The sequence below is a fragment of the Maribacter litoralis genome (assembly GCF_003075045.1).
In the GTDB taxonomy this organism is placed as follows: Bacteria; Bacteroidota; Bacteroidia; order Flavobacteriales; family Flavobacteriaceae; genus Maribacter; species Maribacter litoralis.
The window spans coordinates 907,079-924,623 of the sequence record NZ_QCZD01000003.1; the positions used below are offsets into that span (position 1 = coordinate 907,079).

The 17,545-nt window shown below is 38.0% G+C and carries 15 protein-coding genes; 5 read left to right on the forward strand and 10 right to left on the reverse strand.

The features are described from left to right. Positions 1-9: 9 nt before the first annotated feature. From DCS95_RS15495 to DCS95_RS15525, 7 genes are all read right to left on the reverse strand, one after another. A complete protein-coding gene (locus tag DCS95_RS15495) occupies positions 10-690 on the reverse strand; it encodes a succinate dehydrogenase cytochrome b subunit (protein ID WP_116771672.1) in 681 nt (226 codons plus the stop codon). A 169-nt stretch (positions 691-859) separates the two neighbouring features. Next, positions 860-1,291, reverse strand: coding sequence for a hypothetical protein (locus tag DCS95_RS15500; protein ID WP_116771673.1), 432 nt, complete (start codon positions 1,289-1,291; stop codon positions 860-862). 107 nt (positions 1,292-1,398) lie between these two features. After that, positions 1,399-1,791: a DUF2721 domain-containing protein gene (locus DCS95_RS15505; RefSeq protein WP_116771674.1), complete on the reverse strand. Its 393-nt coding sequence runs from the start codon at positions 1,789-1,791 to the stop codon at positions 1,399-1,401. Between the two features lie 12 nt (positions 1,792-1,803). Continuing rightward, a complete protein-coding gene (locus DCS95_RS15510; protein ID WP_116771675.1) occupies positions 1,804-2,142 on the reverse strand; it encodes a cupin domain-containing protein in 339 nt (112 codons plus the stop codon). 4 nt (positions 2,143-2,146) lie between these two features. Further along, positions 2,147-4,993 (reverse strand): VPS10 domain-containing protein, encoded by a 2,847-nt coding sequence (locus DCS95_RS15515; RefSeq protein WP_116771676.1) that lies wholly within the window; start codon positions 4,991-4,993, stop codon positions 2,147-2,149. A gap of 36 nt (positions 4,994-5,029) precedes the next feature. After that, entirely contained in the window at positions 5,030-6,790 is a 1,761-nt protein-coding gene (locus tag DCS95_RS15520; RefSeq protein ID WP_116771740.1) for a M28 family peptidase, read from the reverse strand. Further along, positions 6,778-8,229, reverse strand: a complete 1,452-nt coding sequence (locus tag DCS95_RS15525; protein ID WP_116771677.1) for a M20/M25/M40 family metallo-hydrolase — start codon at positions 8,227-8,229, stop codon at positions 6,778-6,780. The genes DCS95_RS15520 and DCS95_RS15525 overlap by 13 nt, the downstream gene beginning before the upstream one ends. A gap of 148 nt (positions 8,230-8,377) precedes the next feature. Here DCS95_RS15525 and DCS95_RS15530 point away from each other — a divergent pair, with 148 nt between their 5' ends. Continuing rightward, entirely contained in the window at positions 8,378-9,670 is a 1,293-nt protein-coding gene (locus tag DCS95_RS15530; RefSeq protein ID WP_116771678.1) for an aminopeptidase P family protein, read from the forward strand. Positions 9,671-9,678: 8 nt separating this feature from the next. Further along, on the forward strand, positions 9,679-10,449 hold the full coding sequence (locus tag DCS95_RS15535) for an exodeoxyribonuclease III (protein ID WP_116771679.1): 771 nt from the start codon (positions 9,679-9,681) through the stop codon (positions 10,447-10,449). A gap of 9 nt (positions 10,450-10,458) precedes the next feature. Here DCS95_RS15535 and DCS95_RS15540 read toward each other — a convergent pair whose 3' ends face one another. Beyond that, the gene (locus DCS95_RS15540) at positions 10,459-11,736 is read right to left on the reverse strand and encodes a branched-chain amino acid transport system II carrier protein (RefSeq protein WP_116771680.1); all 1,278 of its coding nucleotides are present in this window, start codon (positions 11,734-11,736) and stop codon (positions 10,459-10,461) included. Positions 11,737-12,041: 305 nt separating this feature from the next. On the opposite strand from DCS95_RS15540, the gene DCS95_RS15545 reads away from it, so the two are divergent. Continuing rightward, entirely contained in the window at positions 12,042-12,209 is a 168-nt protein-coding gene (locus tag DCS95_RS15545; protein WP_317164585.1) for a hypothetical protein, read from the forward strand. Between the two features lie 13 nt (positions 12,210-12,222). Here the strand turns inward: DCS95_RS15545 and thiL are convergent, their stop codons facing one another. Both thiL and DCS95_RS15555 read right to left on the reverse strand, forming a co-directional pair. Next, positions 12,223-13,266 (reverse strand): thiamine-phosphate kinase, encoded by a 1,044-nt coding sequence (thiL, locus tag DCS95_RS15550; protein ID WP_116771682.1) that lies wholly within the window; start codon positions 13,264-13,266, stop codon positions 12,223-12,225. 98 nt (positions 13,267-13,364) lie between these two features. Further along, the gene (locus tag DCS95_RS15555) at positions 13,365-14,822 is read right to left on the reverse strand and encodes a Gfo/Idh/MocA family protein (RefSeq protein WP_116771683.1); all 1,458 of its coding nucleotides are present in this window, start codon (positions 14,820-14,822) and stop codon (positions 13,365-13,367) included. A gap of 127 nt (positions 14,823-14,949) precedes the next feature. On the opposite strand from DCS95_RS15555, the gene DCS95_RS15560 reads away from it, so the two are divergent. Together DCS95_RS15560 and DCS95_RS15565 are read left to right on the forward strand one after the other, a co-directional pair. Continuing rightward, positions 14,950-16,197, forward strand: coding sequence for a choice-of-anchor B family protein (locus DCS95_RS15560; RefSeq protein ID WP_116771684.1), 1,248 nt, complete (start codon positions 14,950-14,952; stop codon positions 16,195-16,197). Further along, complete coding sequence (locus DCS95_RS15565) at positions 16,197-17,543, forward strand: hypothetical protein (RefSeq protein ID WP_244178470.1); 1,347 nt, start codon at positions 16,197-16,199, stop codon at positions 17,541-17,543. Before DCS95_RS15560 ends, DCS95_RS15565 begins: the two co-directional genes overlap by 1 nt. The last annotated feature ends 2 nt before the right edge of the window (positions 17,544-17,545 follow it).

A 17,545-nucleotide genomic window follows, 5' to 3' on the forward strand; every position in this document is an offset into this window, starting at 1 on the left:
TAATAGGTATTAATGATGATTAAAATGATGAAAAAGTGCAATGAAAATAAATCCTAACGGAATTATTATGGCATACGCTTTACCAAACAATTGTAATTTCTCTTTTCTCATGCTAGTTGCACCGGCAGACTGAAATGCAGAACTAAAGCCGTGCATAAGGTGTAACGATAAGAATATGAAGGCGATTACATATGCGCCTACACGTAATGGACTTTCAAATTTATGGGCAAGTTCCTCATAATAACGAAAGCCTTCACCATTACCCAATAATCCAGACATGTCGCCTTGAATATATTTAGTATTGATTTCTGGAATCCAGAAATCAATAAAGTGAAGTACTAAAAATGCCAAAATACACAAACCGCTGTAGATCATATTACGGCTCATCCATGATGAATTGGCAGCACCATTGTTTTTTGCATATTTTTTTACTCTGGCACTTCTGTTTCTAGCTTCTAAAATGAACCCCATAACAAAGTGGTACACTACGCCAAAAATTAAGACAGGTTGCAACACATATTGCACGGCCCAAAATGTACCCATAAAATGTGAAGCCTCGTTGAAGGCATCTGGACTGAAAACCGATAAAATGTTAATTGCAAAATGCTGAAGTAGAAAAAACATTAAAAAGAAAGCAGAAAGTGCCATTGCGTACTTTCTACCAATCGAAGATTTAAAAAATCCGCTCATTAGTTGATAATTTTATATGCGAATTTACATCACACGCCAGTTATTAACAAGAATTAACAGGTTTTAGTATGTCTATTTAGATTGATTATAAAATCAATTTTGATGATGTTTAAGATTTTTTTGTAAATCAGGCTTTCAAATAATCAATCTTTCAACAAAAGTTGAAATGTTATTTTACAAATTCTGCAGATTTTTCAGAAATTTCGATGGCCCAAGCGACAGCCTTGTCCAAATCTGTAAAGTTTTTGATCCTTTTTGGAAAGATTAATTTTTTAATTAATAAGCTTAAAGCATGACCTTTTAACGGTCCAACGGCAGCGATATGTTGCATATCGAAACGATTTTTATAAAACTTGAACCAATCGAATGGAGCTACATGATATCTATTGATTCTATTGGCGATATAAATTAAAGGAATATGGTCATCATAGATTTCTTGGGCGGCATAGACAGCTTTTTTTGCGTTGTCCCATTTAAATAGAACACCTTCGTGCATTTCAGATATTACAATACCCCCTTTAAAGAAATAGAATACGCCAAATTCAAATTCCCTTATTTCCCGGATCTGATTAATTAATTCGAGATCTCGAATTTTTTTCATGCCTATTGATTATCGGACGGCAAAGATACTGGATATTACTTAAATAGCTAATAAAAACATCGATGAACGGTAAGGTAATTAGTTGGGAGTTCTTGTGCGGTTTAGGTCTACGATTTCTCCATATCCTTTAACTGAATTTCCAATGCTTTTGTCGATAACTGAACTTCGATCAATGATAAGACCAAAGACACCATTAAAGCAAACAAGCTAATGCTAAATATCAAATTAGCCCAAAATGAAAGTTCTACATAGATTAGGGTCATAGTAATTACAGCCAATAAAAAACTGAAGATCGCCGTGGCCTGCATATTTTTAATTATCGTAAGTCGTTTGCGCAATTTTTGCACCTGTAGGCCAATAGATTCAGAGGAGGTTTCTTGGTACTTTTGATGTAATTGTCTAATTAAGGCGGCAATAGCCAAATACCGGGCATTGTATGCTAGCATGGTTAACGAAATAGCCGGAAATAATAAAGCGGGTATACCTAAGGTCAGTTCCATAATTTTTAAAGCTTAATCTGTAGCAATACCAAAATAGGTCCAAGTGACATCATTGTCAAACGGGTTATGTTGACCATGTATTTCTCCAGGGGCAATGGTGATACATTTTCCTGGACCAACTTGATATTCTTTCCCGGAAATAGTAAACACGGCTTTACCGGTCTGTATGTGAAAAACCTCGTACATGGTATCATGTTTATGAAGCTCTACTTTTTGACCTGGTTTAAATACAGCGGTACCGTACATCATTAATTGAGGAATTTCACCACGTGCGATCAATGTTCTTTTCTTTATTTCAGGATTATGACTTACGCCCAAATCTGGCAGTTCGTTCCAATCGGTTATTTTCATTTTGCTATTCTATATCAAAAGTTACCTTTTCATCAGTACCATTTCCTTTAATCTCAGCGGTATATGTGCCTTTAGGTAGATAGGTGCTGCCGTTATCGGCTTGCTTTAAAACGGTCTTGTGTTTTTTAAGGTAATTTATCTTCCCTATTTTAGAAAAAGATACATCATATGATAAGATGTTTAAGCCTTTATTGGCAATGATTTCAGTTTCGCTTACCACAATATCATCTGATGATAGTATTTTGGCTTGGTATACATCATCACTGTCAGAATAAAAAGTAATGTCCAAACCGGGTGTTCTTGGTTTTGACCATGAACTCCATGAATTGCCCCAGCGTGTGGAATGCTTTATGTTTTCTAAGGCGTATACATGTAGATCTTTATTCAGCACAGCATCGGTCAATTTTTGAAGCGCAGAAATATCAGCTTTGTATAGACTTCTACCATGCGTACCAACAATTAGGTCCTTGGCGTCTTTTTGTATTACCAAATCATGAACGGCTACATAGGGCATCCCATTTTGAAAAGATTGCCAAGTAGCTCCTCTATCCAATGTCACATACAATCCATTATCCGTACCAACGAATAAGAGGTTTTCGTTTTCGGGGTCTTCGGTAATTACATTGACAGAGGAGGTAGGTATGTTATTGGAAATACTTTTCCAAGTTATTCCTTTGTCCTCACTTACATATACATAAGGTGTAAAATCATCTGAACGGTAACCGTTCAATGTGGCATACACTCTGTTTTTATTATGTTGTGAAGCGATAACCCTACTTACCCATAAATTTTGGGGCAGATTTTTTGATAATTCTACCCAATTGCCGCCACCGTTATCCGTTCGTTGAATTAAACCATCATCGCTACCGGTATACATCAATCCGAATTTAAACGGGGATTCAGAAATAGTCGTAAGTGTACCGTACGCTACATTACCGGACTTACCGCCTTGGGTTAAATCGCTAGAAATAGTTTCCCAAGTATCTCCTTTATTTAAGGAGCGATGCAGTTTGTTGCTTCCCATGTAAAGTATGTCTTGATTATGGGGAGAAAGCAGAATGGGGCTTTGCCAATTAAAACGATAAGGAGCTTCGCCTAACTCATGTTTTGGTTGAATATACTTTCGTTTATCCTTTTCTAAATCTATTCTAAAATAATTTCCAAATTGATAACCGGTATAAACAATGTTAGCATTGCGGTTATCAATTTCTACCTGCATACCATCGCCACCTAAAATAGATGTCCAAGGGTATTGACCTGTTTGGTGCCACTCGCTATTTTCTTCGGCATTATGAGGTCCCATCCATACTCCGTTATCCTGTAATCCGCCATAAACGTTATATGGTTTTTCATTATCTACGGCAATGGCATAGAATTGACCAACAGTGGGCGAGTTGTTCTTGAACCAATTTTTACCATCATCATAACTGGTATTGACACCACCGTCGTTTCCATTGATAAGGTTACCTGGTAATTTGGGATTGATCCATAACGCATGGTGGTCGGCATGTACATTATCCCCATGGATAGAGGTGTAGGTTTTACCACCATCTTTAGAAGCAATTATAGGTACACCTGCCAAATAAATGGCATCAACATTATTCGGGTCTACATTAATTTGGGCAAAATAATATCCGTAGCTATAGAAAAGGTCATCTATATACTCTTCATTTTGCTTTGTCCAACTTTTTCCGCCATCATTACTACGGTAGACCTCTGCACCAATAACGGGCGTGTCAAATAGCATGCTGTTAGCGTCCTCTAAATACAAGGCTAGATCTGTGGGCTGTACTACATTGCTACGAACCATTTGTTTAACATTGGCAGCTCTATATTTTTCATGAAAATTATTGGTCTTTAAAAACTCGTTCAGGTCTTTATCGTTCAAGTCTAAAAACTGTTCTTTAGAGAGTGATTTAAAGTCGTCTTTTGTTAAGCCCGATGGTTTATCTTTCTTTTCTTTGGATTTCTCTCGTCTAAACTGATTGTCATGAACGGCATATAGTGTATTATCGTCAAAAACGGCTAAACCAATTCTACCTATTCCGTCTCCAGTAGGAAAACCACTGGTCGGAGTGGAGATTTTAGTCCAGGTTGTACCCGCATCGGTACTTTTATAAATGCCAGAACCTTGTCCGTTTCCAATAAAATCCCAAGCTTTTCTATCTTTTTGCCAAGCAGCTGCATATTGAATGTCAAAATTATTTGGTGAAGCGGCAACGTCTATAATACCGGTATTTTCATCAATGTATAAGGTATTTTTCCATGTTTTACCACCGTCTGTAGTTTTGTAAATACCACGTTCTTTATTCGTAGTATATAAATGACCTAATACGCCAACGGTTACTTCGTTTGCATTATCCGGATTTACAATAATGCGCCCAATATGGTGAGAGTCTGGCAAGCCCATATGCTGCCATGTTTTACCTTTATCCGTAGATTTTAATATGCCTATACCGGCATAAGAAGAACGTGATGAGTTATTTTCTCCGGTACCCACCCAAATAGTACCGCTTTGCCAATGTACTGCAATGTCGCCTAGGTTTTGAGTTTCGGTGTCATCCATTATTGGAGTAAAAGAATTACCGTTATTATTGGTATACCATAAACCACCGGAAGCATATGCTACGTAATATTCCGTTGGGTTATCTTCATTGACCGCTAAATCTACTACACGACCACTCATTACAGACGGACCAATATTCTTTAATGGAATGTTCTTTACCAAAGAATTGGCATCCATAGCTTTTTTCGCTTTTAACGAGGCATCAATTTTTTGTGATGAGGTAGGCTGTATTTGTGCCGATGCTATTGAGATACTGGCGAGTAATAATAGGTAAAATTGTTTCATTTTTATGTTTTTATACTACTGACGGTAAGTTACTGATTAGTTTTGAGAGGCGGTTTTTAATCGACTAACCAATTCCTTTGTTTTTGATTTTATTGATACGTTTGCTTTTTTAATGTCTTTTTCCACTGCTGTTTTAGGATTTGGCAAAGCATCATTTACGGTTAAGATGGCTTTTGTGTACCAATCTTCCCAAGCGTTAAGAATTGCGATTTCATCTTCAAGATCTTTACCGCTTTCTATGGCAGTTAAACTCAATTGAAATTCATTTTCTAAACGTTCAAATGCCTTCCGTTTTAGATTTGAAATTTGACTTAAGGCAAAAGCTGCGTCAGAATTCACCAATTCCAATCCGCTAACCAATGCTGCTGTACCTACATTTTTCATGGTTTCTTGGGAGACTTTGTCAATACGGTCATTATCGGTATGGTAAAACTGGTCTGTAAAATGCCAAAGTAGAAGTCCGGGTATATCAGCCTGTAAAAACGGAGTATGATCACTGCCACCTTTAAAAGGATTGGTTTCTACCACCCAATTGGCATATTCTCCTTGTTTTTTAAAGTTTGAAATAATAAAATCATTGAGATAGTGGGGTTTCATATCCGCTAATTTTAAAACCTCACCGCCCCATTCACTGTGCTTATCTTTTCCGCGAGTCCAAATGGCACTTGGGTCGGGCATTTTTTCAATCAAGAAAGTTCCGCCAGTTACTGAAGTATTTTCACCTACCATATCCAGGCTAATTCCCCATTTGATTCCATTGGCACGTTGGGCATCTTCTTGAATATACCGTCTGGTAGAAATAATTTCATCGCCCCATAAAAAGGCCATTGTTCGTTTAAAGTCAATTTTACCTTCAGCAAATAATCTGGCTGCAGTTCTAGCCATTTCCAATTGTGTACCAACCCCGGTGGCATTGTCATTTGCCCCTGGTTCTTGAACATGTGCACTGTACACCAAACGCTCATAAGGTAGTTCATTACCCTTAATATCTGCAACAATAGTTAGTTCTTCGGATGGGTATCTTTTCGTTTGAATATTTACTAGAATTTCGGTAGTACCTTTGTTAAGTGCTGCTGCCAATTTCTCTTTTGCTTCGTAGGATAGTGCAATGCCCCAAAAATTGCCATCATTTTGAGAAGGAAGACTTCTAAATTGTATAGAAGTAGTGTTTTTTTCTGGCTGTAAATATGCAGGATTGTCATAGGTCAGTATGCCAATGGCACCTTCGCTAATTGCCGTTTTATACAATTTACGAGCACTTATTTCTGCAAATACAACTTTTCCTTTTAAAGAAACGGACTTTAAATCCTTTAAGGATTTTACCCAAACCACTTCGGTTTTTAGTCCTTTTTTAGGCGTAGAAACCGAATTTAAATAGGTCATGTTACGATTGGTGTCAGAAAGCAACAAAGGTTTGTCGGCACCGACAATTTGTAAAAAGGCAGATACAGGTTCCCAGGTTTGGTGGGTCATAGACCTTTTTTCAATACGATAGGTAAATCGGTCGTTTTCTTTCGCTTTTTCCTCTAAAATATAACCCGAAGCTTCTAAACTATCGGCAATGAGGTAAATGGTTTTATTGAATCCGGTGTTGCCAACAACGCGCCAATAGTCTTCTACAAAATCTGTGGTCTCGTATGCCAGTTTGCCCGTATATTCAGGTCTTACAATAGTAAAATAATCTACTGGTTCTTCGTTGGGTTGCTGAGAGCATCCTACTATAAATGAAAAGCAGAGTATTGAGAGTACAATACCCTGCCTCTTTAGTATTCTTTTTAACGGAATTATTCTTCCCATTTCCATTCGTTACCAATGATCAACTTCTCTTTTAAATTATTTTTGATCATAAATTCTTTTGTGGTTTCGCTATCCATTTTAGTGGCAGGTAAGGTATCGGCATTTGCAAGGGCATATAACATCATAGTGCCAAAACGAGCCGTGTTTTTCATGTGGTCTTCATTTACCAAATGAAAATCGTCACAATCAGAATGGTAGCATCCATAAATTGAACGGTCTAGATTACTGTGTACAGATAAAATTGGAACACCTTCTAACATAAATGGTTGGTGATCACTGTGCAAGCCTGATCTATTGGAAAATTTATTCTCATAAATAGTGTCTTGTTGCTGAATGGCTGCGCCCAAATCTTTAAAGAACTGTTCGTTATCTAACTGTCCGCCAGCGTTCATGCCAATAGGGTTGCCAGACATATCTAAATTCATCATGTATTTGATGTTGTCTATCGTATTGTTTTCAATAGCCTGTTCCACTAAATATTTAGATCCAAGCAGTCCTTGTTCTTCTCCCATGAACATGACAAACTTTACGGTTCGTTTTGGGTGAAGGTTATTTGCTTTGAACGCTCTTGCAATATCTATAACCGCAAAAGAACCAATACCATTATCAATAGCGCCAGTTGCTAGATCCCATGAATCTAAATGTCCGCCAATTACAATTTCTTCCTGCGGAATTTCTGAACCAGGTAATGTTGCTACAACGTTTCTTGCCTTAATAATATCGCTCGTATTGGTCATATCAATTTTGGCAGTAGCTTTTTTGGTTTTTAAAGTTTCCTTCAATGCCATACCGTCTTCTTTTCCAATACATACCGCAGGAATTGGAATCAATTCTCCGGTAACGGATGCAGTACCCGTTAACAAAACACCATTATCCACCTGGTTTATAATGATGATGCCAATTGCACCATACTTTATGGCTAAAGCAGTTTTTTCACTACGATGCAAATTGGTAAGTCCTTCTTCACTTCCTGGTAAAATATTAATATATACTAGTGAGATTTTTCCTTTTACGGCGTCTGGGTTTGCGGCATAGTCAGCATCAAGACCATTGCCCATATCTATTATTTCTCCGGTAATATGTGCCTCTACAGGGGCATGACCCAAAGTCACAACTTTGACATCTTCATCGTTAATTGTTAAAGAAACATCACCTCTTGCCCAAGCTTCAACTTCAAAGGTTTGGTATTCAACGTCCTCAAAACCGTATTCCTTGAATTTGTTGTAGGTGTACTCTTCTGCTTTGGCACCATTAGTTGATCCCGTTAATCTGTGACCAATGGTTTCCGTAGCTTCTTTTAGTGTGCTATAGCCTTTGGAGTTTTGCTTAATTTCCGTGTCAATTCTTGCAAAGAGCTCGGCTTGTGATTCTTCTTTTTTAGCTTCTGAACATGCCTGTAGACAAAGTGCACCTATGATGAGGTAAGCGATTTTTTTCATGAGTTGTACGTAGTTTGGTTTAGGTATACAAGTTAGCTAATTTGTTGCTAAGAAAGAACCGTTGCTGACTTGTAAATTTTATAATTCCATGCCCTATTTTTTAAGGAAACAACACATAATGCGTAATTTTATGTCAAAATAAAAATTCATGAAATACGATCAAATACCTAACTCCCTATTTATTAAGAACCGCAAGAAGTTTATGGACCGCATGCAACCTAAAAGCATTGCCGTTTTTAATTCAAATGATATTTACCCAATAGGAGCGGATAGCGTTTTACCTTTTGAGCAACATAGAGATATCTTTTACCTTTCTGGGGCAGATCAGGAAGAAACCATATTAGTACTGTTTCCCGATGCCATCAACAAAAAGCATCGCGAAATTCTGTTTGTTCGTGAAACAAACGAACATATTGCTATTTGGGAAGGAGAAAAATTGACCAAGGAAAAGGCTACAGAAGTATCAGGTATTGAAACCGTTTGTTGGTTACAAGATTTCGATAAGATTTTCTTTGACCTAATGACCGAGGCAGAAACGATATACTTTAATACCAACGAACATTATAGACAAGCAGTAGAAACGCAGACGCGTGAAGACCGATTTATAAAAAAATGCAAGCGAGAATATCCAGCTCATAAAGTTGCCAAGAGTAACCCAATTCTTCAAGAAATTAGAGGAATTAAGGAACCAGAGGAAATCGATATTATGCAAACTGCATGTAATATTACCGAAAAAGGTTTCCGTAGATTACTCAGTTTTGTGAAACCGGGAGTAATGGAGTATGAAATTGAAGCCGAATTACTGCATGAATTTGTACGTAACAAATCTAAAGGATTTGCTTATCCGCCGATTATAGCGTCTGGTAACAATGCCAATGTGTTGCATTATTTAGAGAATAATAAGCCGTGTAATGCGGGCGATTTAATTTTGATGGATACTGCTGCCGAATATGCAAACTATTCAAGTGACCTTACAAGAACTATTCCTGTAAGCGGTACATTCACTAAAAGACAAAAAGAAGTTTATAATGCCGTATTGCGAGTAAAGGACGAGGCTACCAAAATGTTGGTACCTGGTACGCTTTGGGCAGAATATCATATAGAATGTGGTAAACTAATGACCTCTGAATTGTTAGGACTTGGGTTATTGGATAAGGCAGATGTGCAGAATGAGAACCCAGAATGGCCAGCATACAAAAAGTACTTTATGCACGGAACCAGTCACCACATTGGTTTAAATACGCATGATTACGGAGCGTTGAAAACACCTATGAAAGCAAATATGGTATTTACTGTAGAACCGGGTATTTATATTCCTGCAGAAAATATGGGAATCCGTTTAGAAGACGATGTGGTTATTCAAGAAAATGGAGAACCTTTTAACTTGATGGCAAATATACCGATCAAGGCAGATGAAATTGAAGAACTAATGAACAAATAAGAGCTGGCATGAAATTAGTATCGTGGAATGTGAATGGTATACGGGCATCCGTAAAAAAGGGTTTTGAAGATATCGTAAAAGATTTTGGTGCCGATGTGTTTTGTGTGCAAGAGACAAAGGCTCAAGATGATCAGGTTGCCGAAGCATTGAAAGAAATTACAGATTATGAACTGTATAGCAACAGTGCCGAAAGAAAAGGCTACTCGGGTACAGGTATTCTATCAAAAGAAAAACCGGTTGCCTTTAATAAAAACATGGGTGTAGCACTTCATGATTTGGAAGGAAGAATTACACATGCGGAATATGAGCACTTCCATTTAGTAAATGTGTATATTCCTAATAGTGGTAGCGGATTAAAAAGATTGGATTACCGTGCAGGATGGGACAAAGACTTTACCAATTACCTAAAAGAATTGTCGAAGACTAAACCATTGATCATTACCGGCGATTTTAACGTGGCACATACCGAGAACGATTTGGCGAACCCAAAAAGCAATTACAATAAAACATCAGGATTTACACAAGTGGAGATTGATGGGTTTGACAACATGTTAAAGGAAGTCAATTTAGTAGATAGCTTTAGAACCCTACACCCAACAACATTTGATAAATATACTTTTTGGAGTGCAAGAGGTGGTGCACGTGGTAGAAATGTAGGTTGGCGTTTAGATTACTTTTTGGTAAGTGAATCTATTTGGGACAAGGTGAAATCTTCCGAAATTCATGATCAGATCATGGGCAGTGATCATTGCCCCATTAGTTTGGAAATTGAATTCTAGAATATCACTTTAATTAGTATTTGTTCTGGCTAAGAGATTGGTCAGAACAAATACCAATAGTGCTGGCAATACCCACCCCAAACTATACTGCTGAAGCGGAATCCACGAAAAAGTGTTTGCTGCAGGTGCCAAAGCACTTATACTTCCTAAAAAGTCGGGTATACTAAATAATATGGTGGTAATCGTAACCGCTCTGAAAACTAAAACTGATGCATATTTATCCGGCACTACATTCAGTAAAATAAGGATAATCGTTATGGGGTAAATAAACATTAGAGAGGGTATGGCTACCGCAATGATGTAAGCTACATTAAATTGACCCATTAATACACCCAATAAACTACCTATAACTGCCATTAGGGTATATACTTTTTTAGATTCATGAAATCTCGATGCAACAAAATCTGCCGTACCGGTAACAATACCTACTGCGGTGGTAAAGCATGCCAACCCTACTAGAATACTTAAAAACAAATTGCCTATGTTGCCCAAACTCTGTTTTGCCAAGCCAGATAATATTTCTGTTCTAGTGGTATCTGTATTAAAAGCTGTGTGAGACAATGCGCCTGAAAGAATTAAGCCCATATAAATTAAGAACAACGCTAAACCAGCAAACCAAGCAGCGTTTCTGATCAATGTTTTCTTGTCGTCATATGATGCATTAACATATTTTAGATTGATAGATATGATGATTACCCCGCCTACGACCACAGCGCCTATGGCATCGAATGTTTGGTACCCTTCTAATATTCCGTTGGTGAACGGACTTGCGATTGTCGTGTTTCCAAAATCGAACGGAAAAGAGAAAACGGTTATGCCAATGATCAATAGCAGTATAACGATGATAGCAGGAGTTAAAATCTTCCCTAGTATATTTAATATTTTAGAACGGTTTAATGCGAACAATAAAACCAATGCAAAATAAACGCTGCTAGTAAACCAAGATGATATCTCCCAATAGGGTTGAATTGCCATTTCGTGGGTTACCGAAGCTGTTCTAGGGCTAGGTAATGCTATGGCAATGGCATAAATAAAAAATGCATAGATGAGACTAAATGTCGGTGATACCTTGTTTCCAAAATCGATAAGGGTGCCTTGTAGTTTTGCATGTGCCAAAATACCAAGAACGGGAATGGCTACGGCAGACAACCCAAAACCAATTGTAACGATTAGCCATTGATTTCCAGAATTAAAACCTAATAATGGAGGTAGAATAAGGTTGCCCGCTCCAAAAAAAAGAGAGAATAAGGCAAAGGCGGTTACTAGGGTTTCCTTCTTTTTAAACATAGATACAAATTACGTGAAAGATTATTAAAAAACAGGCAAGCCAAGGTTTTTCATTTTCTGAAACAGCAAAAAAAAGCGCATTGACAACAGGTTAGGTAAAACTCACAACAATTAGTGGTTCAGTCGGTTAATATACAGTACTTTAACAATAGGAAAATAAGCGTATGCTAATTTCCTTGAGTTTCAACCTAATATATTAACCGCATTTTCTCGATTACCCAAATCGGAATTCTTGCAATAAAACCTACAGCATGAAAAAAATATTCTGCAGCATCTTCGGCCATCACTACACAATCTCCAAAAAAGTGACATCTCACATTAAAGAATACAAATGTATTCACTGTCAAAAAGAAGTTACTACCGATGTAAGTGGCAATTTATCAATTTTAACTCCCGAGTTACAAGATATCAATAGAACGTTAGAACATATTTATCAAAGAAGACATACAGCTACACAGCAACAGGTAGCATAAATTTGGGTATTTGTTAGTCAAATGAATTCCAACCCTGTGCGGTTAGCGGAATCTTAGTATTATTCCTAGAAATTAAGTAAGCCCCTTCGTCTTTTCCCGTGGTATGCCCTATGACGGTAAGGTTAGGATTGCCTTTAATTTTTGGGAATTCTTTTTGGTCAATAGTGAACAATAATTCATAATCCTCACCACCACTTAACGCTACAAGCGTACTGTCTATCTTGAATTCTTCACAAGCAGATATTACTGTTGGGTCTAACGGAATTTTATCTTCGTACAGATCTATACCCAGTCCGCTACTCTTACTTAAATGCAGAATTTCAGATGAAAGTCCGTCACTAATATCTATCATTGATGTTGGGTGAACTTCCAGTTGTTTTAATAACTCTGGAATGTCTTTTCTCGCTTCTGGTTTCAACTGTCGCTCAACGATATAAGAATAGGGTTCTAAATCGGGCTGACTGTTCGGGTTTACTTTAAAAACCTCTTTTTCGCGCTCCAATACTTGTAGCCCCATATATGCGGCACCTAAATCACCTGTTACTACCAGTAGGTCATTTGGCTTTGCACCTGATCGGTATGCTATATCTTCTTCATTGGCGATACCTAAAGCGGTAACACTGATCATTAATCCGGTCTTGGAAGATGTGGTGTCACCACCTACCAAGTCAACATTGTACGTTTTACAGGCTGTTGCCACACCTGCATACAATTCTTCAAGTGCTTCCAAAGGAAACCTATTGGAAACTGCAATGGAAATGGTTACCTGTGTAGCTGTAGCGTTCATGGCGTAGATGTCCGATAAGTTGACCATAATGGCCTTATAACCCAAGTGCTTTAATGGCATATAGGCAAGGTCAAAATGAACCCCTTCAATTAAAAGGTCGGTGCTTACTATAGTCTTTTTATCCTTGAAGTCTAAAACAGTGGCATCGTCACCTATTCCTTTAAGTGTAGATTTTTGTTTTATTTCAAAACCTTTGGTGAGATGTTCTATGAGTCCGAATTCACCCAGTTTTTCCAATGATGTTCTTTCTTGTTCTTTATCTTCTAGCATGTTGCAAAAATAAGAAGTAAAATAAGATGTATGGCATAAAAAAGACCGAAGCTGAAAAGCATCGGTCTTAGTTTTGATATTATAAGGTAATTGAAGACTTATCCTAAAGAATACCCGTCTCTGTATGTACGTCTTACATACTTGTTTGCAGGTTCAAAATTTGTGATCTTCATATTGGCGGCATCCCATTGTAGACGTTTTCTACCGTGGTATTGTTTTCCGCCACCCCAGAAGCTTTGATTTTCTACCGTTGGATCTACTTCAAAGTAAGATTTTAATGCCAAGTTACCAATTAGGATACTTTCTGTAAACGGTCCTGCATAATCAAATGATGAACTCGTTTCTGCATTTCCGTAACCGGCCATACATGCATTTACCCATTGTAGGTAGTGACCTTCCGGTACCCGCGCAATGGTTTGTTCAACTTCAAATTGTTCGTTTAAAGACAATGGAAGTAAACGCGGATTTGCACCATAGCAATCTGCCATTAATTTTCCTTTTGTACCAATGAAAAGTACGCCACCATCCCAGTTTCCTAAGGCTTCATCATCACCTAGTTCTTCTGGTCTTTCTGGTAATAATCCACCATCCATCCAAGTGACCTTTATTTTTCCTTTGCCATCCGTTCTTGGGTAGCTTAAATGTATTTTGCTGGAGTTCGGGAAACTCTTAGGGTAATCTTTATATTGGAAATTACCACTGAAGGAATCAGAAACACTACATTCAACCGTATCAGGATATAAAATTGGTAAGATTCTATATACCGGATCCATTATATGGCATGCCATGTCGCCTAAAGCACCTGTTCCAAAATCTGACCAACCTCTCCAATCAAACGGAAGATATGCGTCATTATAATCTCGCATTGCGGCAGTTCCTAACCAAAGATCCCAATTCAGGCCTTTTGGTATTCGGTCTTTCTTGGTTGGTGTTTGTAATGCTTGAGGCCAAATAGCTCTATTTGTCCAACATTTTACGGTATGTACCTCTCCAATGATACCTGTATCATAAATTTCTTGCATGGTACGTACACCATCGCCAGAACCACCTTGGTTGCCCATTTGCGTAACTACCTTGAATTTTTTTGCAGCTTCGGTCAGCATTCTTGCTTCCCAAATGTCATGTGTCAACGGTTTTTGTACATACACATGCTTGCCCATAGACATTGCCTGGTAAGCTGCAACGGCATGGTTATGGTCGGGAGTAGATACAGATACCGCATCTATATTTTTACCTTCCTTCTCTAGCATTTCCCTAAAATCATTGTAATAACTTGCTTTTGGGAAAGCTTCTCTTGAGGTAACTGCCTGTCTGTTGTCTACATCACACAGCGAAACAATATTTACGTTTGGGCTTTCGGCAAAAGAGGCAATATCACTTTGGCCTTTACCACCTGCGCCAATACCGGCAATGTTTAATTTATCACTTGGAGCAATATAACCCGTACCTCCAAGTACATGTCTTGGTACGATCATAAAACCGGCTGCCGCCATACCGGTATTCTTCATAAATTTTCGGCGGGTGTTCTTTTTGTCGTTGATTTTTTTCTGTGACATAAGTTGTTGTTGTTTGATTTGGTAATGAAGATACTTGAATTCTTTTAAATTTTAAATGCTTGGCAGTTTTAATACCTTCTGTATGAATGCATTTAGTATCTTTAAGTATTGACTGTAAATTGATTGCATGAAAAAACTGCTTTGGGTTTTAACATTTTATTTGCTTTTAGGTTGTTCTTCAGATGATACTATTGATGCTGATCTGGAAAATGAATTAGAAGAAGAAACACCTACCAATTTGCCAGATGAGGTTGGAACTGTACCATGTGAAAACGGATTAGCAGGTATATACCCATGCAACGGTTATGATTTGGTAGCGCATATGTCTTTGGATATTTTTTCTGCGGATGAGGCTAATGATATTTGGGGTTGGACCGATACCGAAACCGGTAAGGAATATGCTATAATGGGATTGGATAACGGTACTGTTTTTATTGATGTTTCTAACGCAGAAAACCCTGTTTATTTAGGAAAATTGCCAACGGCAACAAGTGCCAGTTCATGGAGGGATGTAAAAGTTTTTGAAGATTATGCTTATGTGGTCTCTGAAGCTAACGATCATGGAGTTCAGGTTTTTGACCTAAAGCGGTTTCGAAATATTGCAAATGTGCCCCAAGAGTTTACGGCAGATGGGCGTTATACCGGACTTGGAAATGCGCATAACATTGTAATCAATGAAACCACTGCTTTTGCTTATCCGGTTGGTACCGATAGAGATGATGAGTTTAATGGCGGAGTACATTTTTTAGATCTTCAAAATCCTGTAGAGCCATCACTAGCAGGTGGTTGGGGCTTAAACGGGTATACACACGATGCTCAGGTAATTACATACAATGGTCCTGATGCTGATTTTCAAGGTGCTGAAATATTTGTGGGTGCTAATGAAGATTTGGTAGTGGTAGTAGATATTTCAGATAAGAATGCACCCGTAACCCTGGCCACGTTGCCATACCCAAATATTGGTTATACACACCAAGGTTGGTTTACAGATGACCATCGTTATTTTATTCTTGGTGATGAATTAGATGAGGTTAGGCAAGGTTTTCAAACGCGTACCTTGATTTTTGATATGGCAGATTTACAGAATCCTGTACTGCATCATACATATTTAGGACCTACGAGTGCCATTGATCATAATGGTTATGTTTTGCAAGATGATTTTTTCTTGGCCAATTATACTGCCGGGGTACGAATTTTAGATATTTCTGATATTGAGAATAGCGTAGTTGTTGAAACGGGGTATTTTGATACCTATCCTGAAAATGACAATACGCAGTTTGCAGGCGTATGGAGTGTTTACCCTTATTTTGAAAGTGCTAATATTATTGTAAGCGATATTAATAGTGGTTTCTTTATCATCAAAAAATCCAACTAATGATAAGACCAATGCTGTTGTGTGTAGTGCTATGTATCTTGTTTTCTTGTGCTAAAGAAGATGCGGAGCTTACATTTCAGGGTCTCAATACTGAATTTGAGGGAGAGTTGGCTTGGGTCAAAATTTTTGGCGGTAGTGGTAATGAAAGCGCACAGAGCATTATTAAAACAACAGATGGCGGTTTTGCCGTTTTAGGGTATACCGGCAGTATCGATGGCGATATTGCTTCAAAGTTTGAAGAGGAGAACGATTATTGGTTTTTGAAATTTGATGCCAACGGAGTGTTGCAATGGAACAAAACTTATGGTGGTAGTATGGACGATATCGGTCAAAGTTTAGTTCAAACAAGTGACGGTGGTTATGCTTTAACGGGTTATGCCATGAGTAGTGATGGTGATGCTAGTAATAATGAGGGGTTTCATGACAACTGGATTTTAAAGTTAGATGCGCAAGGCAGTTTGGAGTGGGAAAGTAGTTATGGTTTTTCAGGACACGATCATTCGTACGATATTCTAGAAGCATCACAAGGTGGATACTTTTTTACGGGTTTTTTAGATATTACCTCTGCCAGAGATGATGGCAATACAGAAAAAGGAAACTCTTTAACAAGTCATGGTGTTGGTGAATTTTGGGGTACTAAAATAGATGAAAACGGTAGTATTCAGTGGCGAGGTTATTTTGGAGGTACTAATAATGATCGTGCTCATAGTGTGGTTCAAAGTGATGATGGTGGCTTTGTAATGGCAGGTTTTACTGAAAGTGATGATTACGATGTTAGTAGTACCAATGGTAGTTATGAGTTCTGGGTGGTAAAGGTAGATTCATTTGGCAATTTAATTTGGGAGCATTCTTTTGGTGGTGATGGTATTGAGGTTGCTTATGATATAGCAAAAACCGCAGATGATGGTTTTGTTGTGGTAGGCAATACCTTTAGTGACAATGGAGATATATTGATCAACCATGGTGAGTCTGATATGTGGATGATAAAAATTGATGCGGAAGGTAATCTAATTTGGGAGCAGACCTATGGTGGAACCAAGTTTGATCTGGCACAAGCCGTGGTTCAAAGTGTAGATGGTGGGTTCTATATTACCGGTAATACTAAAAGCGATGACAAGGACAGCTCGTTTAATTATGGCGAGAATGATATTTGGGTGGTTAAAACGAACAGTTTTGGAGCGTTGGTCTGGGAAAAATCATTTGGCGGATCCGGACTCGATTTTGCATATGATATTCTTGAAAATGAGGACGGAAGTGTAATGGTGGTGGGTGAAACGGCAAGTACCGATTTCAATTCTTTGACCACTAAAGGAAATACAGATCTGGTACTTCTTAAAATTAAATAACC